The 25312-nt window shown below is 55.4% G+C and carries 25 protein-coding genes; 12 read left to right on the forward strand and 13 right to left on the reverse strand.

Annotated elements, in window-relative coordinates:
* Positions 1-62 precede the first annotated feature (62 nt).
* The 7 genes from CL1_RS08995 (at position 63) to ndk (ending at position 4984) form a co-directional block, all read left to right on the forward strand.
* The gene (locus CL1_RS08995; protein WP_014789565.1) at positions 63-833 is read left to right on the forward strand and encodes a hypothetical protein; all 771 of its coding nucleotides are present in this window, start codon (positions 63-65) and stop codon (positions 831-833) included.
* Positions 830-2647, forward strand: coding sequence for a prenyltransferase/squalene oxidase repeat-containing protein (locus CL1_RS09000; RefSeq protein ID WP_014789566.1), 1818 nt, complete (start codon positions 830-832; stop codon positions 2645-2647). The genes CL1_RS08995 and CL1_RS09000 overlap by 4 nt, the downstream gene beginning before the upstream one ends.
* Positions 2648-2736: 89 nt before the next feature.
* Positions 2737-3351: an HVO_0476 family zinc finger protein gene (locus CL1_RS09005; RefSeq protein ID WP_014789567.1), complete on the forward strand. Its 615-nt coding sequence runs from the start codon at positions 2737-2739 to the stop codon at positions 3349-3351.
* 151 nt (positions 3352-3502) lie between these two features.
* Positions 3503-3874, forward strand: a complete 372-nt coding sequence (rpl7ae, locus tag CL1_RS09010) for a 50S ribosomal protein L7Ae (RefSeq protein WP_014789568.1) — start codon at positions 3503-3505, stop codon at positions 3872-3874.
* 77 nt (positions 3875-3951) lie between these two features.
* Positions 3952-4164, forward strand: coding sequence for a 30S ribosomal protein S28e (locus CL1_RS09015; protein WP_014789569.1), 213 nt, complete (start codon positions 3952-3954; stop codon positions 4162-4164).
* Between the two features lie 2 nt (positions 4165-4166).
* Positions 4167-4370, forward strand: coding sequence for a 50S ribosomal protein L24e (locus CL1_RS09020; protein ID WP_014789570.1), 204 nt, complete (start codon positions 4167-4169; stop codon positions 4368-4370).
* An 89-nt stretch (positions 4371-4459) separates the two neighbouring features.
* Positions 4460-4984, forward strand: a complete 525-nt coding sequence (ndk, locus tag CL1_RS09025; RefSeq protein WP_014789571.1) for a nucleoside-diphosphate kinase — start codon at positions 4460-4462, stop codon at positions 4982-4984.
* Here ndk and CL1_RS09030 read toward each other — a convergent pair.
* A complete protein-coding gene (locus CL1_RS09030; protein WP_014789572.1) occupies positions 4981-5796 on the reverse strand; it encodes a hypothetical protein in 816 nt (271 codons plus the stop codon). The two genes, ndk and CL1_RS09030, sit on opposite strands and share 4 nt — an antisense overlap.
* A 94-nt stretch (positions 5797-5890) precedes the next feature.
* On the opposite strand from CL1_RS09030, the gene infB reads away from it, so the two are divergent.
* Entirely contained in the window at positions 5891-7684 is a 1794-nt protein-coding gene (gene infB, locus CL1_RS09035) for a translation initiation factor IF-2 (RefSeq protein WP_014789573.1), read from the forward strand.
* Between the two features lie 12 nt (positions 7685-7696).
* Here infB and CL1_RS09040 read toward each other — a convergent pair whose 3' ends face one another.
* On the reverse strand, positions 7697-9091 hold the full coding sequence (locus CL1_RS09040; RefSeq protein ID WP_014789574.1) for an ATP-binding protein: 1395 nt from the start codon (positions 9089-9091) through the stop codon (positions 7697-7699).
* 59 nt (positions 9092-9150) lie between these two features.
* Entirely contained in the window at positions 9151-10413 is a 1263-nt protein-coding gene (gene rlmD, locus CL1_RS09045) for a 23S rRNA (uracil(1939)-C(5))-methyltransferase RlmD (RefSeq protein ID WP_014789575.1), read from the reverse strand.
* 60 nt (positions 10414-10473) lie between these two features.
* On the opposite strand from rlmD, the gene gyaR reads away from it, so the two are divergent.
* Positions 10474-11478, forward strand: coding sequence for a glyoxylate reductase (gyaR, locus tag CL1_RS09050; protein WP_014789576.1), 1005 nt, complete (start codon positions 10474-10476; stop codon positions 11476-11478).
* Here gyaR and CL1_RS09055 read toward each other — a convergent pair.
* From CL1_RS09055 to CL1_RS09080, 6 genes are all read right to left on the reverse strand, one after another.
* Positions 11475-11888, reverse strand: a complete 414-nt coding sequence (locus CL1_RS09055; protein ID WP_014789577.1) for a type II toxin-antitoxin system VapC family toxin — start codon at positions 11886-11888, stop codon at positions 11475-11477. The genes gyaR and CL1_RS09055 overlap by 4 nt on opposite strands.
* A complete protein-coding gene (gene vapB / locus CL1_RS09060) occupies positions 11875-12144 on the reverse strand; it encodes a type II toxin-antitoxin system VapB family antitoxin (protein ID WP_014789578.1) in 270 nt (89 codons plus the stop codon). Before vapB ends, CL1_RS09055 begins: the two co-directional genes overlap by 14 nt.
* 326 nt (positions 12145-12470) lie before the next feature.
* Positions 12471-13712: a DNA double-strand break repair nuclease NurA gene (locus CL1_RS09065; protein WP_014789579.1), complete on the reverse strand. Its 1242-nt coding sequence runs from the start codon at positions 13710-13712 to the stop codon at positions 12471-12473.
* Positions 13699-16359 (reverse strand): DNA double-strand break repair ATPase Rad50, encoded by a 2661-nt coding sequence (gene rad50, locus CL1_RS09070; RefSeq protein ID WP_014789580.1) that lies wholly within the window; start codon positions 16357-16359, stop codon positions 13699-13701. The genes CL1_RS09065 and rad50 overlap by 14 nt, the downstream gene beginning before the upstream one ends.
* Positions 16356-17753, reverse strand: coding sequence for a metallophosphoesterase family protein (locus tag CL1_RS09075; RefSeq protein WP_014789581.1), 1398 nt, complete (start codon positions 17751-17753; stop codon positions 16356-16358). The genes rad50 and CL1_RS09075 overlap by 4 nt, the downstream gene beginning before the upstream one ends.
* A gap of 9 nt (positions 17754-17762) precedes the next feature.
* Entirely contained in the window at positions 17763-19430 is a 1668-nt protein-coding gene (locus CL1_RS09080; protein ID WP_014789582.1) for an ATP-binding protein, read from the reverse strand.
* A 95-nt stretch (positions 19431-19525) separates the two neighbouring features.
* On the opposite strand from CL1_RS09080, the gene CL1_RS09085 reads away from it, so the two are divergent.
* Positions 19526-21046, forward strand: a complete 1521-nt coding sequence (locus CL1_RS09085) for a dihydropteroate synthase-like protein (RefSeq protein ID WP_014789583.1) — start codon at positions 19526-19528, stop codon at positions 21044-21046.
* Here CL1_RS09085 and CL1_RS09090 read toward each other — a convergent pair.
* Together CL1_RS09090 and CL1_RS09095 are read right to left on the reverse strand one after the other, a co-directional pair.
* Positions 21040-21330, reverse strand: coding sequence for a DUF3216 domain-containing protein (locus CL1_RS09090; RefSeq protein WP_014789584.1), 291 nt, complete (start codon positions 21328-21330; stop codon positions 21040-21042). The genes CL1_RS09085 and CL1_RS09090 overlap by 7 nt on opposite strands.
* Entirely contained in the window at positions 21327-22091 is a 765-nt protein-coding gene (locus CL1_RS09095) for a YchF/TatD family DNA exonuclease (RefSeq protein ID WP_014789585.1), read from the reverse strand. The genes CL1_RS09090 and CL1_RS09095 overlap by 4 nt, the downstream gene beginning before the upstream one ends.
* A gap of 74 nt (positions 22092-22165) precedes the next feature.
* On the opposite strand from CL1_RS09095, the gene CL1_RS09100 reads away from it, so the two are divergent.
* Positions 22166-23137: a DUF835 domain-containing protein gene (locus CL1_RS09100; protein ID WP_014789586.1), complete on the forward strand. Its 972-nt coding sequence runs from the start codon at positions 22166-22168 to the stop codon at positions 23135-23137.
* Between the two features lie 6 nt (positions 23138-23143).
* On the opposite strand, the gene CL1_RS09105 is transcribed toward CL1_RS09100, so the two are convergent.
* Both CL1_RS09105 and CL1_RS09110 read right to left on the reverse strand, forming a co-directional pair.
* Positions 23144-23389, reverse strand: coding sequence for a DUF504 domain-containing protein (locus CL1_RS09105; protein WP_014789587.1), 246 nt, complete (start codon positions 23387-23389; stop codon positions 23144-23146).
* A complete protein-coding gene (locus tag CL1_RS09110) occupies positions 23389-24108 on the reverse strand; it encodes an MBL fold metallo-hydrolase (protein WP_014789588.1) in 720 nt (239 codons plus the stop codon). The genes CL1_RS09105 and CL1_RS09110 overlap by 1 nt, the downstream gene beginning before the upstream one ends.
* Positions 24109-24240: 132 nt before the next feature.
* Between CL1_RS09110 and CL1_RS09115 the strand changes: the two genes are divergently transcribed.
* Positions 24241-25296, forward strand: coding sequence for a M20/M25/M40 family metallo-hydrolase (locus CL1_RS09115; RefSeq protein ID WP_014789589.1), 1056 nt, complete (start codon positions 24241-24243; stop codon positions 25294-25296).
* Positions 25297-25312: the final 16 nt, after the last annotated feature.

Here is a 25312-nt window from a genome sequence, read left to right on the forward strand (position 1 = left end):
AAAGCAAAAAGTTTAAATATCTTAGTTACAAGGTAACTTTAACTATTCCTTGGGGGGAGCGAATGCAGAGCTATGTAGTGTGGTTTGTTGTACTTTTGGTGATTGGAGCAACGCTTCAAGGGGCAAGTGCAACCAACTATACTAGCCAGCCAGAGATTCACACCTACCAGGTATCAGTGAATGGCCAGATGATTCACATAACAGTAAAAAATGGGATGGTTTCCATCCCAGATACACCAGGGATAGACAGGAAGAGGGTTTTTATGGCTGTTAACAACTACTTTGCAGAACTTCATAGACGTGCTTCTGCAAAGAATGCTATTTCTGGATCTAGTTCTCCTGAAAGTATTACTGAATGGTACGGCCCGGACTTTGACTATAGGGAGAACAAAACATTCAGCATTCCGGGCGAAGGTGACGTTTATATTTCTGCATATGCATATCTTAATATCGAGAAAGATCAGTTTTCAGTAGTTAGTGTTGGAGGATACTCCTCAGGAGCTAGCTGGTTGGAGCCTTATGACTACTGGTGGTCTCAAAGTTATCCTGCAGAGACGGCCTCACTGAGTATCGAACTAAAGTTTGTAGGCATAAGTGTAAGCGTCTCAGTCCCATTGGGAGCAGGTTTCACCGGGAACTCTGATACGGCAACATATTCAGGAGTACTCCACGATACTGATTACATAGGGAGGAATTACTCTGACATAGAAGCGGCTTCAACTTGGGGAATATGGAGGATAGAAGACCATACCCTCAGCTCGTTCTACTTTGGAGGAACGGAATTTTACGATCAAGGTGCCAATTTATATAAAGTCAGGGGGAGTGGAAGTTGAAACGAGCACTTTCTCTTTTTTTAATTTTCGTTCTAGTTGGGGGAGTATCTACTGGTATCTATTATTATAAAAATCCTGCCTCGGAAATCAATACACCAGAAACTCCCTCAGGGATACACTGCACTGACCAAACTTTAAACCTCTCGGCGTTTCTGGGGGGAGAGTGGATAGACTACACGATTAAGCGGCTGAACCTCGCTAAATGTCCCGATGGCGGGTTCACCGAGATCGTGGATACAATCACTCCTGACCTGCACTCAACTTATTATTTCGTGGCCACCCTTTGGATAATCAATGAAACACCTTCCAACCGAGTCCAAACGATAGTTTGGCTCCATACTCAGGAAGAGAACTTATTTAAAAATGCCTCGAAGGCAAGGTATGGGTTTAGAAATTTATACCATGGAGTCATGGCCCTAAAAATGCTGAACTCAACTCCTAGAGACTCGGATAAAATTATAGATTTTGTTCTGAGTGCCAAAAGGGAAAATGGTGCCTTTGTGTATGATGGCCTTGACGTGACAGAACAGGCGATTGAGATACTTCACATTCTCGGCTACAACGTCAGCAACTTGGACGATACTGCGGGGTATGAGTTCACAAAATTCAAGAACTTAAGCCTGCCCCCTGAGGGCGATAATCTCAGGGCATTAAAGTTTGTTTCAGAGTTTAACAGATACACAAGAACAATGGATTTGCTCGGGATCAACTATACTACAACACGGGAGTATAAGGAAGATGTGTCATTCATACGAAATATGTCCCAGAATATCAGTACCATTTTAACGATAAATCCCCCACTCTTTTTGGTGGCAGATTTGGCCCAGGCATTGAGGGAGAATGGTCTTATGGAGGCTAACATTTCAGAAGCCATTTACACGTATGTCAAATCACATGAACTTCCCGATGGAGGATTTAATTTATTTGGGAAGGACTATGGTGAGTTTCAGGGTACGTATTATGCTGTGAAGGCCATTGTACTAGCGGGGAAAAAGCCCGACAATAGAACAATAAGCTTTGTTCACAGTTGGGAAAGTCCCCTTGGTGGGTTCGCCTTCACCTTCCAGAAGTTTGGAGATCCTGTACTTACATATATGGGTGTTTACGTGGCTGAGAAACTAGGGATGGATCTTAATAGGGCTACGATCAGGAAGTACCTGGAAAACGCTCTCCATAATCGGAGGCCATACTCCCAAGATGATCCTAATCCTCTGTATTATGTTTATCTAACCTATGAGAGACTCAACTTGACTATGGGGCAAAATGACAGAGAGTACCTAAAAAACGAGACAGTCAGGCTAATGAAACTTTATTCCAGTGGTCGAGTTGATTCAATCCTTTATGATCCAAGTTGGATATCACTTATTAGACTTGGGAATGCGCTTGGAGTAACATTTAGTTCAAAAACCAAAGCGGATCTGGTTAATGTTATACTCTCAAAGCGGAATCCTGATGGGACATTTGGAACCTATAAAAACGACACCCCAATGACTCTTTTCCAGACTGTAAACGCGGTTGTACTGCTTCATGAGCTCGGATACGATTACAGAGATGACAAAACCATCCAGTATCTCAACAGCCTGATGCACGATGGAGGCTGGGGAGGGCCTGATCTGTACAACACTTTTGGAGCTGTACAGGCACTAATTTACATGAATTACTGTCCAAAAGACATTAGTGACATAATAGCTTTCCTTCGTTCCTTGAAGTATAAATACGGTGGATTTAACTTTTATCAGGGAAGCACTTCGTACGGTGGTCTCCAAGAAACATACCTTGCCCTTAGAATTTTAGAGTTGCTGGGTGCAACGTGACTTGTTTATTTTTCTTTGCCCAGGTCCAACTTTTTGGATATACACCAACTTTATAAACCGCTCCCCTCCTCTTCCCTCTGGTGAGAGACATGGAAGAGTATTTCATCTGTCCAGAGTGCGGTAGCGATGACGTTGAAGTCATCAAGGAGAGGGGGAGAGAGCTCACCCTCCGCTGCAATGAGTGCGGCAACGTCTGGATCATAACGCTTCCCAAGCTCGTGAAGGTCCCGCTCATCGTCAGCAAGCACGAGAGGAGCTTTAAGAGCGAGGTCGAGCTACCGGAGGGCGAGGAGATAAAGGTCGGCGACATCGTCGAGACCGAAGACGATGAGGTCAGGATTACTGGAATAGAGCTTGAAGGAGACAAAAGGGTGAACAAGGGCAGGATAGGGGAGATAAAGGCACTCTGGGGCGAGAGCCTCACCTACCCCAAGGTCATCAAGGTGTCCATATACCTGCCGAAGGGAGTAACCCAGGCCTTCAAAGTCAAGGTGCCGCGCGATGAAGAGTTCGTCGTCGGTGAAGTTCTGGAAGTCGGGGGCTACACCTTCAAGGTCGAAAAGATAAAGACCGAGCGGAAGATGCTCCACCACGGGAAGGCCAGGGCGGACGAAATAGTGGCCATAATGGGCCACCAGATCCCGCGCGCGAGGGCGAGGAGGAGTCTGGAGATATACCGGGGCTACTCTAGGGAGTCCGGCTGATGTGGCCGGCGGTGATGAGTCTTCTTTTCCTTTCTGACCCCTTAGGGAATGAAGAGCTTGGCCGCTGCTGATATCGAAATCCTTTTAAAGCCTCCCCCGGATTCGAGCATGCAAAACCAGATGAACGATGAGGATTCCGGAGGGATGAAAGATGGCGAAGCCGAGCTACGTGAAGTTTGAGGTTCCCCAGGAGCTTGCCGAGAAGGCCCTCGAGGCCGTTGAGATCGCTCGCGACACCGGAAGGATAAGGAAGGGCACCAACGAGACCACCAAGGCCGTCGAGAGGGGCCAGGCCAAGCTCGTTGTCATCGCCGAGGACGTTGACCCAGAGGAGATAGTTGCCCACCTCCCGCCGCTGTGCGAGGAGAAGGAGATCCCGTACATCTACGTTCCGAGCAAGAAGGAGCTCGGTGCCGCCGCCGGGCTCGAGGTTCCCGCCGCGAGCGTTGCCATAATTGAGCCCGGCAAGGCCCGCGAGCTCGTTGAGGACATCGCTATGAAGGTCAGGGAGCTCATGAAGTGAGCTCCTTTCCCCTTCATTCCATAGAAAGGTTTAAGTTCATCTCTGCGAGGGGATTTCTAGGTTAAGGGGTGTGAGAAATGAGCGACGAAGGATACCCGGCTGAGGTTATCGAGATAGTCGCCAGGGCAGGAGTCACCGGTGGCGTTACTCAGGTTAAGGTTAGGGTTCTTGAGGGCCGCGACAAGGGCCGCGTCATAAGGAGGAACATCAAGGGCCCGGTCCGCGTCGGCGACATAGTCATACTCAGGGAGACCGAGCGTGAGGCTAGAGAGATCAAGAGGAGGAGGTAAAGATGGCTCGCTGGAACGTCTGCTCCTACTGCGGAAGGGAGTTCGAGCCGGGAACCGGCAAGATGTACGTCAGGAACGACGGCAGAGTGCTCTTCTTCTGCTCCAGCAAGTGCGAGAAGTACTACTTCATGGGCAGGAACCCCAGAAAGCTCAAGTGGACCAAGGCCTTCCAGGAGGCAAGGCTCCAGAGGGCCAAGAGGAAGTGAGCCCTTTCTTTTCCTTACCTGTTTTGGTGCTTTTCTAGACCCTCCAAAAAACCTATTAACCACCCGGCCAACTACCTCTGGTGTTGCCAATGGCGGACAGGAGGATAGAACGGACTCTCGTCATACTGAAGCCCGACGCCGTCGTCCGCGGACTGATGGGCGAAATCATAAGCAGGTTTGAAAAGAAGGGTCTCAAAATCGTTGGAATGAAGATGATATGGATCACCCGCGAGCTGGCGGAGAAGCACTACGAGGAGCACAGGGGCAAGCCCTTCTTCGAGCCGCTCATCGACTACATCACCAAGGCCCCGAGCGTCGTCATGGTGGTCGAGGGCAGGTACGCCATAAGCGTCGTCAGGAAGATGGCGGGGGCGACCGATCCAAAGGACGCCGAGCCCGGAAGTATAAGGGGCGACTACGGTCTTGACGTTGGAGATGCAATCTACAACATAATCCACGCCTCCGACAGCCCCGAGAGCGCCGAGAGGGAGATAAACCTCTACTTCAAACCTGAGGAGCTCTTCGAGTACTGCAAGGCCGCTGACTGGTTCTACCACACCCACGCAAAGGGTAAGAGAGAGTATCTCGACAGCATGGACTGCCTTGAGCGTTAAACTGCCACGTCAATCTTCCTCTTTCTTTTCCTGAGAAACTCCCTGTACTCCCTTGCGACTCCCGGGCACGGGGCGGGTTGCCCCTTTGTAACCAACGCGGCGCCGATGAGCGTGGATATGTAAGCCGTCGCCAGGCCTGCTATAACGGTGATGTCTCCGGGAGGCAGTAACACGGCAAGAAGTGGCAACAGGGAAACGAGAAGCCCCGTGGCTTTTCTTAAGCTTGAGGGCTTTCCGGCGCGCTTCATGCACTCCACGAGCTCCCTGGCCCTTGGGAACTCCCTCAGCGTCCTGCCGCCTACAATGACTGCGCCCCCAATTACGGCACCCATCAGGCTGTCCTCATCGGTCAGGCAATCCCCAATCTCCTGCGGACACGGCTTCACGTTTAGTCCTCTCAGGGGGTTTTTCATGGATAGCGCGACCACGATGCCTATCAGGGCAATCCCGACTGCAAGAAATCCCCGCCAGAACTGGGACGCCAGGGCGACCCCGAGGGAGATGTAGGGCAGCGAGATAAAGCTGATCTGAATGAAGTCGTCGATTCTCAGTCCTTTTCTTGTCCTGAGCTCCACATACGTCAGGGCTATGATCAGTCCCAGGAACGTTTCGGTTCCCGCAGTGAATTCCGGAGAACCCTCTATTGAGACATTGGGGCCGGCGAAGGGCCCGAGCTCCTGGAGAGCGAGGGCGTAGGTTATGAGCGGAACCCCCGTGATGGCGATTAGGGCCTCGCTGGCCTTTCCGAGGAGCTTCCCCAGAATGAAGGCCACGGGGATTCCTACAATCACTCCCATTGCGAGCGCTATCATTCCACCACCGGAGAGGATTACTATGGTGGCTTTTAATCCTTGCGTCCGAACCCTTTAAAAGCCCACGCCTGAGTTAGGCTTAGAGGTGAGGAAGATGAAGAGGATTAGGCAGCCCATAATAGCGGTTCTCGGTCACGTTGACCACGGAAAGACCACTCTCCTTGACAGGATAAGGAGAACCAACGTCGCTGGAAAAGAAGCCGGCGGAATAACCCAGCACATAGGTGCCACTGAAGTTCCCATCGAGACGGTCAAGCAGCTCGCAGGCCCGCTCATCAAGCTCTGGAAGGGCGAGATAAAGCTCCCCGGATTGCTCTTCATAGACACCCCCGGTCACGAGGCCTTCACGAGCCTGCGCGCGAGGGGTGGAAGCCTGGCGGACCTTGCGGTTCTCATCGTGGACATCAACGAGGGCTTCCAGCCGCAGACCATAGAGAGCATCGAGATCCTCAGGAAGAACAGGACGCCTTTCATCGTTGCAGCCAACAAGATAGACAGGATAAAGGGCTGGAAGGTCGAGGAGGACGAGCCGTTCCTGGTGAACATCAAGAAGCAGGACCAACGCGCCGTTCAGGAGCTTGAGACAAAGCTCTGGGAGCTGATAGGCAAGTTCTACGAGATGGGCTTCCAGGCCAACCGCTTCGACCGCGTCCAGGACTTCACGCGCGAACTGGCGATAGTTCCCATTTCAGCCAAGTACGGCATCGGCGTTCCAGAGCTCCTCGTCCTTATCGCGGGTCTCAGCCAGAAGTACCTGGAGGAGAAGCTCAAGATCGAGGTTGAAGGACCGGCCCGCGGCACGATCCTCGAAGTCCGCGAGGAGCTCGGCCTCGGAACCACCATAGACGTCATAATCTACGACGGGACGCTCAGGAAGGACGACACGATAGTCGTTGGCGGCAAGGACAAGGCGATAGTCACCAAGATACGCGCCCTGCTAAAGCCGAAACCGCTGGACGAGATTAGGGACCCGCGCTTCCGCTTCGACCAGGTTGAAGAGGTCACCGCCGCCTCGGGAATAAAGATAGCCGCCCCGGGCCTTGAGGAGGCCCTCGCTGGCTCGCCGGTCATCGCCGCAAGGAGCGAGGAGGAGATCGAAAGGGCCAAGCAGGAGATCCTGAGTCAGATACAGAGCGTCGTCATAAGCACCGGTAAGGTCGGCGTCATAGTCAAGGCCGACACCCTCGGCTCGCTCGAGGCCCTCAGCAAGGAGCTGAGCGAGAAGAACATACCGATAAGGAAGGCCGACGTTGGCAACATCAGCAAGACGGACGTGATGGAAGCTTTGAGCGTCCGCGAGGAGGACGAGAAGTACGGCGTCGTCCTCGGCTTCAACGTCAAGGTGAACGAGGACGCTGCAGAGGTTGCCAAGGCCAAAGGCGTTCCAATATTCACCGGCAACATCATCTACAAGCTCATCGAGGACTACGAGGCCTGGGTCAAGGCGGAGGAGGAGAAGAGGAAGCGCGAGCTACTCAAGAACGTCACATTCCCCGGCGTCATACGGCTCTACCCGGACGAACGCTACGTCTTCAGGCGCAGCCACCCGGCCATAGTCGGCATCGAGGTGATTGAGGGCAGGATTAGGCCCGGAGTGACGCTCATCAAGCAGAACGGCCAGAAGGTCGGCGTCATCAAGTCCATCAAGAACAAGAACGACTTCGTCCAGGAGGCCAAGAAGGGCGATGCCGTTGCGATAGCGATTGAAGGTGCCATCGTCGGCAGGCACATACACCCGGGAGAGACCCTCTACGTCGATCTGAGCAAGAACGACGTCATAATCCTTGCCAAGCAGCTCAAGAACGAGCTGGACGAGACGGACATAAAGGCGCTGAAGATGACGGCGAAGGTAAAGGCCCAGGGGGACCCGTTCTGGAAGGCGGTTTGAGTTCTCGGATTTCTATCCTTTCTCCTTGAAATCCTCCAAGTCCCAGACGAGCCAGCCTTCAGCTCTCAGCTCTTTTTTCCCCTCTAAACTCTTGGCCACCAGCCCATAGTTCTTCCCCCAGTCCTCCAAGCCAACAAGTCCTGCCTTTCTCTCCAAATCCTTCAAAATCCCCCTAGCCTCCCTCTCGCTCAGCTCCTTCCACTTGACTTCAATGAGCAAAGCCCTCCTCCCCATCTCGTTCAGGGCCAGCAAATCAATCTCCTCGCCTTTTCTCCACCAGCGGCCGAGCTTCGTGAAGCGGAACCCCGTGAGCCTTAAGAAAACTTCCGGAATCCTGATGAGTTTCCCGAAGACGGAACCCATGTAGGCGTTAAAGTCGCTCTTCGAGCGCTCCCAGACTTCCTCCGCCAGTCCTGCCTCAAGATAGCCCTTGTTCGGCAGCACGTAGCGGAACCAGAAGGCGAAGTAGTTGTCGGCTATCGAGTACAGCCCTCTCTTGCTTGCTTCCTTAAGCGTCGCGGTAACGGGAACCTCCCTCTCCACAATTCCGAGCCTCTGGAGAACGGCTAGGTACTTCGACACGAGGCTCTTGTCGAGTCCGGTGGAGTTCACTATCTCCCCGAACCTGCTCCTTCCGCTCGCTATGGCCTGGAGTATCGCGAAGTAGTTGGCCGGTTCGCGGAGCTCCTCGCGGAGCAGAAACTCCGCCTCCTCGTAGAGGAAGGCGCCCTTCGAGAGTACGTTTTCAACCACGTTCTCGTCGAAGCCCTTTTTCGGGTCGAACTGGAGCAGGTACGCCGGAATTCCCCCAGTGATGCCGTACACTTTCACAATGTTCTCAACGGTGTAGCCGGGCAGAAACTCCCCGATGTGGAAAAAGGGAATCTCGGTTAAGCGCCACTGCCCGGTTCTCCTTCCGTAAAGGGGGCTTTTGTAGGCCAAAACCTCGCTTTCCATCGCCGAAACGCTTGAACCGCAGAGGATAAGCATTATCCTTGTCTCAGACAGCTTCAGGTCCCACGCCTTCTGAAGGAGCGAGAGGACCGGGCGATGGTGCTCGATTAACAGGGGAAACTCGTCGATTATCAAGATTACCTTCTCGTCCCCAATCCTTTCGGCGAACGCCATGAGGAGCTCGTCTACGTCCTCAAAGGTCACCTTCCCGAAGAGCCTGTCCCCGAGGAATTCCGACAGGAGTCTCTGGAGCTCCCTCAGGTTGTCACGGTAAGGCCTCTCCGTTGCCAGGAAGTAGACGTGTGGCTTATCCCTTGCGAAGTGCAGCAGCAGTTCGGTCTTGCCGATTCTCCTCCTGCCATAGATCACAAGGAACTCGGCCCTATCGCTGGAGTATGCCCTCTCAAGGAACTCCAGTTCGCGTTCCCTGTCTATGAACTTTTGTCTACTCATGAGTATAATACTCGCGTTTCAACTATTTAAAAGTTGCGGGAGCAATGTCCGTTAGATAGTTACCCTTCCCTCACGAGCTCCACCACGGCCTCAACGTGCGGCGTGTGCGGAAACATGTCCACCAAGATCGCCCCTTCAACGCGATAGGCCTTCGCCAGGTGGTTCTCGTAGTCGAGTTTAAACGCCCGCGGATTGCAGGAGACGTAGATGATTCTCTCAACGCCGCTCTTCACCAAGAGCTCACCCGCTTCCTTCAGCCCCCTCCTCGGCGGGTCGACTATGACCGTGCCGTAGTCTCCAATCCGGGCCTCCTCCGCCCTGCCGACACGGAAAGTGGCGCTAACGCCGTTCAGTTCGGCGTTCCTGTTGGCCATCTCCACCGCGAAGGGGTTCGCCTCGATTCCCTCAACCGAAAAGCCCCTCTTCGCTAGGTAAACGCCGAACGTTCCGACGCCGGAGTAGAGGTCGAGGACCTTTTCACCCTCGGCGAAGCCCTCAACCGCCCTGAGGAGCAGCTCAAGCGCATAGCTGTTGGTCTGGAAGAAGCTGTTGGGGTGAATGAGGTAGGTAACGTTCCCGATGCGCTCGCGTATCAGCTCCTCCCCGGAGACGTGAAGCGGCTCGCCCCTCGGGTCGTCCCTTTCATCGGCCTTGACGCTCCAGTAGATGGAATCGGCGAAGGAGAAATAATCTACGAAGGCCTCCAGAACTTCCTCTGAAGGCCTGACGTGGGCGATGAGGTTCACCATGACCTCGCCCGTGAACTTGCCCTCCCTGACCTGGAGGTAATGAACCTCGCCGCGTTTTTCCCTCAAATCCCATGGCTTGAGGCCTGTTTCAGCTAAAAACTCTCTCAAAGCGCGAAGATACCCGCGCGTCCTCTTCGAGAAAACCGGGCACTCTGAAAGCCCAACGACGCCGAGCGGATTTCCGTACTCCTTGAGGCCGATTCCAGCGGTTGTAACTATGAAGTTGCTCACGTTCCTGAAGCCCCATATCCTCGGCGAGCCCCTGGTCTCGGCGCTTATCCCGGTTATCCGCTCGAAGAGCTCCGCTTTGAGTTTCAGCTGTTCCTTATACTTCATTCCCTGCCAGAGGCAGCCGCCGCATTTACCGAAGTGCCCGCATTTAGGGGTTGCCCTGAGCGGGGAGGGTTCTAAAAGCTCAACGTCCCGGGCGATTAACCTTCCAAACCGCCTTTTCGTTGATTTAACCCGAACGCTGTCGCCGGGGTAGGCGAAGGGAACGTGAACGGTTTTGTTCCCTGCGTGAAGAAGGCCGAGGCCGTCGTCGCTCAGGGTCTCTGTTCTTCCTTTCAGCATGTCCACTGCTCACCGTCAGGGTTTTTATATCCCTCGCATACCATCGATGGGGGTGGGAACGTGGAGCCGAGGGTTCTCATCACGCGCTCCATTCCCGAGAACGGCATCGAGATGCTGAGGAAGCACTTTGAGGTCGAGGTCTGGGAGGACGAGCACGAGATTCCGAGGGAGGTCCTGCTTCGGAAGGTTAAAAATGTGGACGCCCTCGTTACAATGCTCAGCGAGCGGATTGACGCCGAGGTCTTCGATGCGGCGCCGAGGCTGAGGATCGTGGCGAACTACGCCGTCGGCTACGACAACATAGACGTCGAGGAGGCCACTAGAAGGGGAATATACGTCACCAACACGCCCGACGTCCTCACTGACGCCACCGCTGACTTCGCCTGGGCTCTTCTGCTCGCCACTGCCAGGAGGCTCGTTGAAGCCGATCGATTCACCCGCTCCGGCGAGTGGAAGAAGAAAGGCGTCGCCTGGCACCCGCGCTGGTTTTTGGGTTACGACGTCTACGGCAAGACCATAGGGATAATCGGCTTCGGCAGAATCGGTCAGGCGGTGGCGAGGCGCGCCAGGGGCTTCGGCATGAAAATCCTCTACAACTCAAGGAGCAGGAAGCCAGAGGTAGAAAGGGAGCTCAACGCGGAGTTTAAACCGCTGGAGGAACTCCTTAAGGAGAGCGACTTCGTGGTCCTGGCCGTTCCCCTCACGAAGGAAACCTACCACCTGATAGGCGAGCGGGAGCTTAAGCTAATGAAGAGCACGGCGATACTGGTAAACATCGCGCGCGGTAAGGTCATTGATACCAGCGCGCTCGTTAAGGCCCTCAAGGAGGGCTGGATTGCCGGAGCTGGTCTGGACGTCTACGAGGAAGAGCCGTACTACAACAAGGAGCTCTTCAGCCTGAACAACGTGGTTCTGACCCCGCACATAGGCAGTGCGACCTTTGGGGCCAGGGAGGGAATGGCGGAGCTCGTCGCTAAGAATCTCATAGCCTTCAAGAACGGTGAAGTCCCGCCGACTCTGGTCAATAGGGAAGTCCTAAACGTCAGGAAGCCGGGCTTTGATTAAAGGAGGACAACTTCCACCCCTATCTTTTCCGCGACCGTCCCCTGCTTCCTGTCGCAGGTGACTAGCGTGGCGTGGAGTTTCTCCGCCTGCGCTATGAACAGGGCATCGTAGATCGCTATTCCGTGCTCAACGCTCAGCTCGAAGGCCCGCCTCAGGTATTCCCGGTTCTCCTCGATAGTGATTACCTCCTTGTCGGCGAGGAGCTCAAGCGCCTGGAGGAGCTTTTCACCTTCCTCTTGGCTGAGATTTCCATAAACCTTCACGTTCTTCCAGATCACGTTGGCGGTCTCGGTGAGCAGTATCTCAACAGCGTGGGGGTTCTCGTCTGGCTGGAGGTAGGGTATCACGTCCTTCCAGCCCTCCTCCTTGAGGAGGAACTTGCAGAGGGCCGAGGTGTCAATGACCCTCACGGTCCTCCCTCACGAGTCTCCTTGACGTTCCCTCCGGCACCCCAGGGAGGGACTCAACGAGCTTGATTACCTCCTGGAGCGTCCTCTTCTTCTCTTCTTCCTCGATCTTTCTGCGTATGAAGTCCCTTATCTCCTCGCTCCAGTTGATGTCGTACTTTTCCATCTCGCGCTTTAGCTCGGGTGGAACCCGAACGCTCACGACGGCGGACTTCACGTGGTTCACCAAAAGGGTATTGTGCACTACAAATTTAAGCATTGTGTATTACACTGGATCGTTTCCGGGCGATGATGACGACACCCTCGCCTGACCCGTGATGAGCTGGACCCGTGCCTGAGCCTATCTGAGAACGGAGAGCTCGGGAACATCGTCGAAGTCTATGTCGAACGTCGCTATCTTCCTGTTCCATTTAGAACGCAGGCTGCCACTATCTGTGCATCTTTCGGAGTTTTTCGACGTCCTCCCCAGCGGGAACTCTAACCGTTATTCCCCCATACCTCACCGTTTTAGACTTACGGCGTTGAAATCCTGAAGTACCTCGAATGGACCTCGTAGAAGTCACGTTCCAGCCCCGATCATCTCCATCACTCCAGTGGTTCCCTTCCGTAGCGCAGGAAGTTCAGATAGCTCTCGTCCTCGCCGACGATGGCGCTGAGGATTGCATCAACGTAGGCGTCGAACTCCCTCTTCTTGATGACGACCGAGTGATGGGCGTACTCAAGGGGAATCACATACTCGTCCTCGGCCACAGAGAGGAGCTTTGCCAGCGTCTCCTCGAAGTCCTGCTTTTCGGGCACTTCAAGGAGGTAAATTAACCCGCCGTCGGCGAAGCGAATGTACGCTGGCCTTATCCTCGCGTCCACGATGTTGTTTTTCTCGTCAAGCACAAGAATCTCGCGGAGGTTCGGGAACATGCCGTGCTCCATGAGGTCAAGGATTAGCTTCGCCAGCCTGTCCTTGGGTCCCTTCCGGTAGGAGAAGCGCAGGTAACCGCTCTTCCCCGTGAGGGAAGCGACCACCGGCGTGTCCACCATTATTGGAACTTTCTTCAGTCTTTCCCTCTCTGCAACAGTCTGTATAACGTCGGAGCGGTAGAAGGTCTTCGCTATCGAGGCTATCTCGCCGTCAAGGAGCCTGTCGAGGGCGTGGAGGTACTCAAGGTATTCGAATAGGACGATTAAGTTCTCTGTGTCACCGACCCACCAGAGGTTCCTCTTCAGGCTTTTCGAACCCTTCTCCATGAGTATCTGGAAGATGCTCTTGCCCTCCCTCCCGCGCGCGAGCAGGGAAGGACCTGAGATGACGCCCTTCCTGAGTTCTCTCCTCCACTCCTTCCATTTGATGTTTAAAGCGTCAAGGAAGTCCAGCGAGGCCTCAAGCAGGTTCCTCCCGTGGGTGGAGTAGAGCTTCTGAGTCGTCGAGTTGGCGTAGCTCGGCGGTCTTATGAGGGCACCGCTTATCGTGCCGTCCATGAGAACTAGGTCGGCCTTCTCGGCTATCATCGCACCCATTCTCTTCTCGAGGGTGTCCATGTGGACCCTTATCCTGTCGTCGGCGTTGCTGTAGGGGAACAGCGCCCCGATGTCGTTCCAGTAGTAGAGGTCATTCCCCACTGCCGAGGCCGAAACCGCGTAGATTATTGCCCCGCTCAGCCTCTTTGCCATTCTGCTCCCATCGACGGCGTAAACGCTCGCCTTTTTGGGTTCGGGAAGGCTCTCCCACTCGTAGTGCTTCCTCACGAGGGGGACGAGCTTTCCAAGCTCTCCCCTGCTCTCCTCAAGGAAGCGCTTGATTTCCTCAAGGTGCCTGTCGTCAATACGCTCCAATGCTCTCCACCTCCACCCTGCTCTCCCCGCCTGCGTTGGTGACCCTTATCACGTAGTCCGCCGCGTCCTTCAGCTCCTCGTCGTGGGAGACTATGATGACCTGCGGTATCTTCCTGAGCTGGCTGGATATGATTTCCACCAGCTTCTTCCTCCTCTCCTCGTCGAGGAACGGCGTCGGCTCGTCGAGTATCAGGAGCTCAAGGTTGCGCACCTTGTAGAGCGACAGGGCAAGGCGGAAGGCCAAGCCGAGGGCTATCCTCTCACCCCCGCTGAGGAACTCGATTCCAACCTCGTTGCCAGCGTAGAGAATCCTTAGCTCAATCCTTTCCTTTCCGTACTTTTTCTCGCGCCTCAGCTTAACCCCCTGATACTTGCCCTCGGTCATCTCCGAGAACAGCTCTCCCGCCAGCTTCTGGACCTCCTCAAGCCCCCTGAGTTCCTCCTCCGCCTTGAGCCTTGCCACCTTTTCCCTGAACGCCGTCACGTCCGCGAGGGCTCTCTCCACCAGCTCGAGCTCCTTTTCTGCCTCCCGTATCTCCCCGAGCTTCGCCCTGAGCTCGTCGATGAGCCTCGCCACCTCGTTCCTCAGCTCCTTGGCTCCTTCAAGCTCAGCCCTCGTTCTCTCGAGGGCCTTTGAGGCCTCCACGTAATCCTTCTCTGCCCTCCTGAAGTCTTCCTCGGAAAAGCCTTCCCTCGCCCTCTCGAGCTCCCTCTCAATCTCCTTCAGCTTTTCTTTCAGCCCGGCTATCCTCTTCTCGGCTTCCTCCGCCTTTCTTCTCTCCATCTCCAGCCGCTTCTCGATGGTTCTGGCCCTTTCAGGCACGCCCCTCAGCGACAGGAACTCCCTGTGAGCCGGTTCCAGCTCCTTGAGCCTGTTTTCGACCTCATCAAACGAGACGAAGCCCCCCTTCCTGAGCCGTTTGAGCAGGTTACTCCTCCGCTCTTCGAGTTCCTTCAGCTGGTTCTCCACCCTTTCCTTTTCTCCTCTGAGTCCTTCCAGCTCTTCAAGCTGACTCTTCAGGCTCCGGATTTCCTTTTTTATGCCTATGAGTCTCTCTTTCGTCTCCTCAAAGAGCAGAGCGTCCCTTTCTAGCTCCTCGATGTTCAGCTCCTTCAGCTTCTCTTCGACCTCTGCCAATAGCTCGGCGGTTTTCTTGAGGCGTATGAGCTTAGCTTCGCCCGACAGGATTTTCTTCAGCTCCCTTTCCCTCTCGGACAGCTTCTCCAGATCCCTCTCGAGCTTCCGGATTTCACTATCTATGCGTGAGATTTCGGTCTCGTACTCCCGGAATATCTCGTCGCCCTCGTGCTCGCCGATGGGCCTGCGGCATAGGGGACATATCTTCGCCCCCTCGAGCCTCTCTATGTTGCCTTTCAGCTCTGCCTTCTTACCCCTGAGCGAGGCTATCCTCTCCCTTATCCCCGTCGCCTCTTCCCTGATTAGTTCAAGATCTTCCTTGGCCTTCTCAAGTTTTCTTAACTCCTCCTCGAGCGTTTCGATGGTGTGGCCGGCCCTTTCGAGCTCCTTCCTGTACCTCTCGGCTTCCTCCACGAGGCGGAGTGCCCTCTGGTAGAGGCGGTGGCGCTCTTTGAGCCTCTCGTACTCCTTCCTCGCTGAGCTTTCCTCCTTCTCCAGCTCCTCAAGCTTTTTCCTTAGCTCCTTTTCCCTCTCCAGGCGCTCGTCGATTCCCCTGAGCTTCTCCCTGAGGGCCGACGTCTTGACGTCGATCCTTGACAGCTCGTCCTTCAGGCTGAGGAGCTTCTTGAGTTCCTCGTACTCCTTCTCAACTGGCTTCAGCTCCTCAAGCCTCTTGAGGGCCTTTTCAAGCTCCCCCAGCTCCTTCTCCAGCTCCCCTATTCGCTTGCCGTGCTCCTCCAGGAGCCTCATCTCGCTCGCTATGGACTTCTCGGTGAGGGCCTTCCTCTTCTCCAGCTCTCCTATCAGTTCCTTTCTCCCCCTCAGCTCACCGTAGAGTTTCTCCAGCCTCTCCACTTCCGAGGACAGCTTCCTCTCTTCTTTCCTCAGCTCGCTTATCTTCCTAAGCGTCTCGCCGAACCTCCTCTCCGCCCCGGCCAGGCTCTCCTCGGTTTCCTTCTTTCTTTCGATGAGCTTCAAGAGGCTCTCCTTTCTCCTCCTGAGCTCCCTCATCACGTCCGCCGCGTTCCTCTCGGCGTTCTCGTAGTCCTCGATTCCCAGAACCTTGCGGAGGACCTTCTCCATTACCTCGCGGTTGGTTATTATGCCCTCTATCTCGCCCTGGCGTATGTAGAGGGCGTTGGTGTAAACCTGGAGCGGGTAAACGTTTCTCTCCACCCACCTGGCTATGTCCGAGCTCTTCTCGGCTATGAGCCGGCCGTCCTCCAGCAGCTCGTTCTTCTTTGTGGTCCTCGTTATCTGGTACACCTTTCCCCCGTGCTCGAACTCAAGGGTCAGGGAGAGCTCGCCCTTGCCGACCCTCGTGTTGGCCTTGAGGTAGCCCCTCGGAAAGCTCGGGTGGCCGAGGTAGAGGGTGGCGAAGATTGCCTCCAGGATTGAGCTCTTTCCGGCACCGTTCTGGCCGACTATGAGGTTTATCCCATCGCTGAACTCGACGATGCTCTTCTTGTGGGCCCTGAAGTTTTGAATCTCTATCCTCCTGACCCTCACGGCTTACCCCTCCTCAGCCAGGCGTCGAGGCTCGACGGTTTGGCCGGCCTGTGCACCTTGGGCCTCCCCATCTTTTTTCCATCGTCACTCTCTCCCCCCTTGTGGGATTCTTTTTCCTCCACCTTTTTGGGGGACTTTCTCTCCACCCCCGGCCTCTGTTCATTTCCCTGACTCGGCTTCTTCTGGGGCACCGGGATCCCCGCCCGGTATTTCTCCATCAGCCAGTCGAGGAACTCGTCGAGAGAGCTTGAGAATTCCCTGGGCTCGGCCCTGAGGTGCATCAACAGCTCCCGTTCCCAGTCCGTGAAGAGTTCCTCGGCGGTGACGGTTTCCTTCGAGATTATGGCTTCACCCGTTACCCTGCTCCTGAAGGTGTAGTACTTTACGCCCGAATCCTTCAGCAGGTCACCGAACTCGGCCAGGCTTATCCCGCCCTTCACGGTGCCCTCTAAGTAGATGACGGCTATTGCTTCCTTCGGAATCAGCGAGGCAACCTCCTCCACCTTCCTCCTGAGCTCGGCCTTTGAGCTTCCGGCCACGCGGATTGAGTAGAATGGCCTGGCATCAACCTCGACAAACTCCGGCTGGAAGTCCTCGACTATGTAGAACCCCTTAACTCCGTCGCGGTTCTCCCTTACCCTGGGCTTTTTGTCCCTCTCGCCGTAGCTTATCAGGTGGCTGGCTTCCCTCACATCGGTTCTCTCCAGAGAGCCTGGATAAGCCAGAGGCCCGCTCAGGCCGGTCTGGGACGGCTCAGCGACCCGTCTCACGTGAATGTGGCCGAGGGCGTAGTAGGAGAAGCCGTCGGGGAGTTCGCTCAGCTTGAGGTCGAAGGCGTCCTGGTAGGGGGTGTCCTTTGAGAGATAATCCACCGCCTGGTGGAGCATCAATATGCCGTCGCTCCCCTTGAAGAGCGCCCTCAGCACGTTGGTGCTTCCCCTTATGAGCTGCCAGCGCGTGTGGTGTCTCAGACCGTGTATTCTGAGGCCCCCAACCTCGCCCCATACCAAATAACGGTCCCCGATTCTCCTGCTCCTCAAGAACTCCCCGTTCCCGGGTTCACGCCTCAGCCCGACGGTGTTGATGAGGCCGAGGTGCTCGAGTAGGTCGAAGACCGAAGCCTCTCTTATCGTTTTGTCGTGGTTGCCTTCTATGGCGAAGACTGGGACTCCCTTCTTCTTAGGGATCTCAAGGATTTCTATGGCGTCGCGCAGGGTTCTCGGCGAGGGCCTGCTCACGTGGAAGAGGTCGCCGGCGATGAGTACGAAGTCCACCCTCTCCTTTACTGCCCTATCCACCGCCTCGCGGAACGCCTTGACGTAATCCTCGTAGCGGAAGGGCTGGTTGAACTGCTCCCTTCCGAGGTGAACATCTGCTATGTGCGCGAACCTCATTCTAACACCTCACAGCGGAAGGGCCGCTATGGCCTCCTCCTCGCTGACATCTTCCTCCTTCCCCTCGAGCCACTCCTCCACTATGTCTATATCCCCGCCGCCGTAGTGTCCCTTGAAGTCCCTCTCGAAGCTGTATATCTTGACCATCGCGGGAATCGTTATGGCGTAGCCCACTATAACCGCCTCTCCGACGCCCAGCGATGCTATGTCGCTCAGCAGGTCCTCGCTTATCTGCTCGCTCGCCTGCTGAACATAGCGCTGGTCGTTCGGCTCGACGAGCTTGAGGATTATCTTGGTGTTTGTCTGGCTGAGTATGTCGTCGTCGAGCTTCTTCGGCCTCTGGGACACTATGCCCAGACCGACGCCGAACTTCCTGCCCTCTCTCGCTATCTTGCCGAGCCACAGCGTTGCGGGGTTCTTCTCGCCCCTCGGCGCGAATATGTGGGCCTCCTCAACTATAACCAGGACGGGCTTGGTGAGAGCAGGATACGCCTCCGAAACTTCCCGCACCAGGTTCCTGTCGCCGGTTCTTGAGCCCTTGACGTAGTCGATGCGGTTCTTAAGGATTCCGCGGAGGACGAAGCTCGCGAGGGTTATCATCTGCTCCTCCTCCATTCCGCTGAGGTCTATGACGTTCACCATTCCGGGCCTTATCTCGCTGAGCACATTAACTGGGCTGATGAACTCGCCGAAGTTGGCCCTAAGCTCGCTGAGGTAGTCCTTGAGCCTTATCAGGGCTTCCAAATCCCTTGCCTGTATTTTTCTGGGCGTCTCGATGCCCTTCTCGTCGTAGTAGTGGATTATCTTGTCGTCGGTGTTCTCGTATATTCTTATCCACTCCTCTATCTTGTCCTCCATCGCGTGAATGAAGGGCATTCCGCCGACGACCTTGCCTTCTCTTCTCATCTCCTCCCTCACGGTTCTGTAGACCAGTCCGAGGAAGCGCCTCTGCAGGCTGGCGTTTTCTGCTATGCCGAGGAGCGTCGCGAACTCGCTTAGCCTTATCCTTCCGGGGTCTATGGTGGCCTTTATCGGGTTCACCCTCGCTCCCGGCCAGCTGAGCTTCTGGTACTCGCCGTGCGGGTCGAGTATCACCACAGTCGCGTTCACGTTGCTCACCAGCTCTTTGGTGAGAACCGCTATCGTGTTGGACTTGCCGGCTCCCGTAACGGCCAGGACTGCGAAGTGCCTGGAAACGAGCCTGTTTGCGTCGAGGCGAACCTCTATGTTGCTCCTCGCGATGAGCTTTCCAATCCTGAGGTGTCCATTGGCAAAGATTCTCTCCAGGTCCTCGTCCCTCGCGAGGTAAACCCTCTCGCCCGGCTTTATGGGGACGCGGTTCGGGGCTGGCTTCGTCAGGAACTCCCCGTCCCTCGTTCTCAGGACGCCGAGGACCTTTGCTGTTGCGAGGATTTCCTCGCTCTTGTCAAGGATTCCGCGGGAGAAAACGTTGACTGTTTTTTCCACGTAGTCATAGCTTCCTCTGCCTGCCTCCATGAGCCAGTTAAGGTTTCTTATCGATTTAAGGAGCGCGAGAACCTCGTCGCCCTCTCTGTTCCTCACCACAAGAAACTCTCCAAAGCGGGGGAGCTCGTTCCTCGGGTTCACGATGAAGGTGAAGTGGTCGGTCGTTGATTCGCCAAACACTATTCCAACAGAGCCGTTCCGGGCCTCCATATTACCACCTTGAGTTGATTTTTTCCTGCGGGAACAAAAACCTTTCGATGGTCCCTGGCGGAAGAGCTTTATAAGTCCCCTTCCAACCAGGAACCATGAGAATCCTCCTCGTCACGGGAAGGCTCGCCGAGCCACTCGTTAGAAAGTACGGGCAGGGCTACGACGTCTTCGTCACGCCGGTCAGCGTTGCGGCATTCCTGACGCCCGAGACGATAGTCCGTTACCTGAAAAAGGGAGGCATAAAGAGCGAAGATTACGACCTCATTATCATTCCTGGCATGGTCAGGGGTTCCGCTCAGCCCATCGAAGACGAACTCGGAATCCCTGCATTCAAGGGGCCGAGGAACGCGATGGACATTCCTCAGACGCTGAAGGCGATTGAAAACGGCTTCAAACTGAGCAAAGAGGTTCCCGCGGACAAGCTCTTCTCCTTCGACGGGCTCAAGAGGGTCGAAGACATCAGGAACAGAACGAAGGATAAGCGCTACATTGAGAAAGCCCTCAAAAAGCCCTGGAACGTTCTCATCGGAAACCTTCCGGTCGGAAGGGACTTTCCTGCGAGGATACTTGGCGAGGTCGTCGATGCCCCAAGGCTCGGAGTTGAGGGGACGATTGAGAAGGCCCTCCACTACCTCCGCGAGGGAGCCGATATAATCGACATTGGAATGATAGCGGGCGAGACGAACCCTGACTTCGTAGAGCTAATCCCCGAAATCCGCGAGGAGCTTAAAGAGAATGGCTTCGACGTTCCAATCAGCTTCGACTCGCTCAGCACGGCCGAAATCGAGAAAGCTCTGAGCTACGCCGACCTCTTCCTGAGCGTTGATGCCGGCAACCTTGAGGATCTCGTAACTGAAAAGCCCGTCGTTTTAATCCCGACCAACCAGAGGAAGGGATTCTTCCCGGCCAAACCGGCTGGGAGGGTCGAGTTCCTTGAGAGGTTAAAGGAGAGTGCCCTTGACATCGGCTACAAGGCGGTGATTCCGGATTTAATACTCGAGCACGTCCCCCACCTGACGCGCTCGATAACGGCCTTCCAGCTCTACCGCGAGAGGAATCCGGACGATGTTCTTCTGGCGGGGGTTGGAAACGTGGTTGAACTCTACGACGCCGACAGCGTTGGGATGAACGCCCTGCTCGCTGGAATCGCGAAGGAGCTTTCAATAAACCTGCTCCTCACAACGGAGACGAGCGCAAAGGCGAGGGGTTCTGTAAGGGAGCTTAGGAGGGCAATAGATATGAACCTCTTTGAGATGCCGAAGGATCTGGGCTTCGACCTGCTGATTTTGAAGGAGAAGAGAAGCCCGGTGTGGAGCTTCGAGCCCGCTGAAAAGGTCGTCGAGGCGAGGGAAAGGCCGGTGGGGCTTGAGCCGGTCTACTTCCGCATCTGGGTCGAAAACGGAAGGATATGGGTGAACGCCCACAGGGGAACCAAAGCAGTTCTGACGGTAGTCGGAGACGAGCCAAACGCGATAATCGACACAATTCTGGGGCACTTTGAGATAAGCCCGAGGCACGCCTTCTATCTCGGCAGGGAGCTTGAGAGGGCCTACACGGCACTGAAGCTGAGGAGGAGCTACGTCCAGGAGGTCGAGCTTTTCCCGGACTTCTACTGAAGGTTCTGCATCGCCGGCTTCCTGAACAGCTCGTCCAGCTCGGCCCTCCTTGCCCTAACCTCCTCGTACAGCTCACCGATTTCCCCGTTCTCGGGGTACTTCAGCTTTAGGCTCATGAGCAGGCCCTCAAGGAAGCTCAGGACCGAGAGCCGGACGTAGTCCTCTCCCTTCTTGCTCTCCAGACCCTCGTTGAGCTTCACGAAGGAGTCAAGCCTTGCGATGAGGGCATCTTCCCCGAGCTCCTCCAAAAGCGCCCTTACCCTCTCAACCTCCTCGACTTTCATCTTCCCACCTCCAGACCAAAGAACTCAACGGCGTTTTTCTCCGTTACCTCCTCGGCTTCATCGAACTCAATTCCCTGAAGCCTCGCTATCCACTCAACCGCGACCTTCACGTTGCACGGAACGTTCCTCTGCCCCCTTACGGGGCTCATGTAGGGGCTGTCCGTCTCGACGAGGAGGTGATCGACCTCTATGGCCCTCGCAACGGCCTGCACCTCGGGTATGAAAACTACTCCGGTGTTAATCCCTACGACGTGGCCGTTCTCGATGATTTCCCTCGCGAGCTCGACGCTCCCTGCGAAGGAGTGGAAGTACGCCCTAACCCCGGCCCTCTGGACGAGCTCGAAGGCCTCCCTTTCGGCTTCTCTAGCGTGTATCACAACCGGCAATTTAAGCTCGATCGCAAGTTCGAGGAAGTGCCTGAAAATCCCCCTCTGGTTCTCCCTCTGCCTTTCGTTTTCCGCGTAGTGGTAGTCGAGGCCTATCTCTCCCACCGCCACTATCTCGTCCCCGTGCTCAAGAATGAACTCCCCCACCCTCTTCACCTTCTCCCAGTTGCCCCTCCTGGCCTCGTTCGGGTGGTAGCCGAGGGTTGGAAAGACGAAGCCGAAGTAGGGCTTTAACAGCCCCCAGCTCTTCCAGACGTGGGCTTTTCTGTATTCTGTGATGGAATCCACGACCGCCCTCAGCTCTCCCCTGCACTCCTCGATTATGCGTGGCGCGTCCTTCTTGTAGAACTCGAAGTGGGCGTGGGCGTCTATCATGGTCACCGGTTTCCCGGGGGATAGAAAAGCTTTTCCGTTGTTCGAATAATTAACCAACGGGAGGTTCTGATAACATGGAACCCAACATTAGTAACACGGATCTCATGGTGGGAGTCGTCGAGGCCTTGAGATCCAAGTCCCCAAAAGAGCTTTTGAGCTACGCCATATTCAATGAGGAGGAAGAGGCAAAGTACTACGCCAGACTTGCCGAGAAGGCGGGTAGAGTTAGTGTGAAGGCCCTTTTTCTCAAGATGAGTGAGGAAAGCCGGAAACACCGCGACTGGCTCTACCGCCTCTTCAAGAAGTTATATCCCAACGAAGAACCCACCAAGGTCGATGCCCCTTCCGTTGAGGTTGCACCGTTCTATCCCGAGTTCGAGAAAGTTGGGGATTACGTCTCGGCCTTGGAGTACTGCATGAAGAGCGAGCTCTTTGCCAAGAAGACGTACGAGCTGCTGGCCAGTGTCGCCGACGATGAAGACACAAGAACCCTTGCCCTCAGCCTCGCGGCAATGGAGGAGGAGCACTATCAGGCTATAAGAAAGATGTACGAACTCATAGTATCCCTTGAGGAGAAGAACCTGTCCCCTGCATCACTGAAACCGGGAGGGTACCTCTTCACCGATGATCTCAAGGCCAGGTACTTCCTCCTCGACCTTCCATCGTGGACTCCTCTCATCGCCGTGATCAGGGAAAAGCCGGAGGTTTTCTTGGAAATGTTCATGGACAGAAAGATTGAGGTCATCTGGGTCACCAAAACTGATTCGGACCACTCGATTCGCCCGGAGGCCTTTCCTGCCCTCAAGAAACGGTTATGTCAGTTCCTGCGAGAGAGTGCGAAGGACGGGAGATACGGGGCCGTTTTCATTCAGAACCTCGGCTACATCGCCCTCGAGCTGGGCTTCAAAAGCGCTGTGGACATACTCATCTACCTAAAGGACTGCGCCCTTCTCCACGGCGGCTACCTGATCGTATCCGCGGTAAAGGAAGCCTTCGAGCCGAGGGAGTGGGCACTCCTGACGTCTGAACTCACGGTGGTGTCCTGAGTCCGGCTAGAGCTTCCTCGTCTCCCATATTACCGTCCCGTCCCGCCTAACCACCTGGAGTATGCGGTGGTATGGAATCTGGGCATCGCCGACGAAGAAGTAACCGTGCCCCAGTTCTATCATTCCCACGGGAATCTTCTTTATATTCCCGTAGGCCCCGCGATGTTCGATTACGATGTAGTAGTCCCCTTCGTCCTCCCTCGGGTCGTACTTTATCTTGGCCAGAACCTCCTTCACAGTCCCCTTTCGCATCAGAGCCACCCCAGGATTTCATCGATGTTCTCTCTCCAGTCCTTTATGACCCAGCCGTGTCCAGGAAGGCCGAAATCAACGTCGTAATCCCTGAGCCTTTCGAGGCTCTCCTGAAGTTTCCAGCCGTTCCCTGTCGGCAGATCCACCCTGCCTACGGTTCCCTTGAAGACCGTGTCGCCGGTGAACATAACCCTCGTCTCACCATCGTCGAGGTAGAGGCACGAACTTCCCGCCGTGTGGCCGGGCGTGTGAATCAGCTCAAGCTCCAGTGAGCCGACCTTGAGCGCATCGCCCTCCCTCATGTGGAGATCAACCTTCTGCGCCTCGAACCTCCTCCCGTAGGAATAGGCCAGAATCACGTAGTCGTCTCCCTTCTCCAGCGTTTTTGCGGTAACCTCGTGGGCGGCGAAGAGAACCTCAATGCCCTTCCCCTTCAGCCAGTCCGCCAGGGCCATGTTCCCGCCCACGTGGTCGAAGTGCTCGTGGGTGTTGAATATCGTGACCCTCTCAACGCCGTTGAGGAGGCCTTCCCTCTCCCAGATTTCAGCGTAGACGTGCCAGTTAACGCCGGTGCCGGTGTCCACTACGAGGGCCTCCCTCCCGTCCCTCACAAGGTAAACGTTGGAGTCCCAGCCTATGCCCCTCAGCATCGTGGTGTGGGGAGGAATCTCAACGGGCACTATATCGCGGGGGAACTCCTCGATGGGGCTTATTCTCATGCTTTCACCCCCAAATGGGCTCGAGGGAGGACCGCGTCATCACCCATCAGGAGGGATGAATCTCTTCATCGCCCACGTTAGTTCGAGGTGGGGTTTATAAACTCACCCTCCAAAACCTATTAGGTGACCCAAATGAAAACCGAGAGAGCGAAGGAGATACTCCTCCAGCTTTTAAAGATACCCTCCCCCTCCGGCCAGGAGGACAGGATAATGCTCCACATCATGGAGTTCCTTCACAGGCTCGACTACGACGTGAGGATAGAGAGCGACGGCGAGATAATAGACTTGGTCGTGAACCCGGACGCTGACCTCTTCTACGAGGTGCACGTGGACACAATACCGATCCGCGCCGAGCCCTTCGTGAGGGGCAACATAATCTACGGCACCGGCTCGAGCGACATAAAGGGGGGAGCCGCGGCTATACTCCTCATGCTGGAGAACCTCCGCAGGGAAGGGAAGGAACTCAACGTCGGCATAGTCTTCGTCAGCGACGAGGAGCTGGGCGGCCGCGGGAGTGCGCTCTTCATGGAGAGGTATAAACCAAAGATGGCGGTAGTGCTTGAGCCGACCGACCTGGAGGTTCACATAGCCCACGCGGGCAACATCGAGGCCTACTTCGAGGTGGACGGTAAAGAGGCCCACGGAGCGTGCCCCGAGAGCGGGGTGAACGCGATAGAGGAGACCTACAAGATGCTGGAGGAGATGAAGAGGCTCGAGCCCTTCAAGGCCAGGGGCGAGTTCTTCGACCCTCACATCGGAATCCAGGAGCTGGTCTGTGAGAACCCGGTCTACCTGATCCCAGCCCTCTGCAGGGGAAGGCTTGAGGCGAGACTTTTACCAGAGCAGGAGGTAGAGGACATACTCGACCTGCTCGACCCGATATTCGACGAGTACACGCTGAAGTACGAGTACACCGAGATATGGGACGGCTACAAGCTCGAACCGGACGAGGAGATAGTCCAGCTGGCGAAGAAGGCGATGGAAGTCACGGAGATAGACGAGTTCGGCGGGATGAGGAGCTGGACCGATGCCATAAACTTCATGTACAACGGAACCAGAACCATAGTGTTCGGCCCCGGCAACCTCGACATCTCCCACACCAAGAACGAGCACATCGACGTGAGGGACGTGGTTACCGCCAGCGAGTTCCTGAAGGCCCTCAACGAGATTTATGGAAAGAGCGGGTGAACCTTCTCTTCCCATC

It is taken from the genome of Thermococcus cleftensis, from assembly GCF_000265525.1.
Classification (GTDB): Archaea; Methanobacteriota_B; Thermococci; order Thermococcales; family Thermococcaceae; genus Thermococcus; species Thermococcus cleftensis.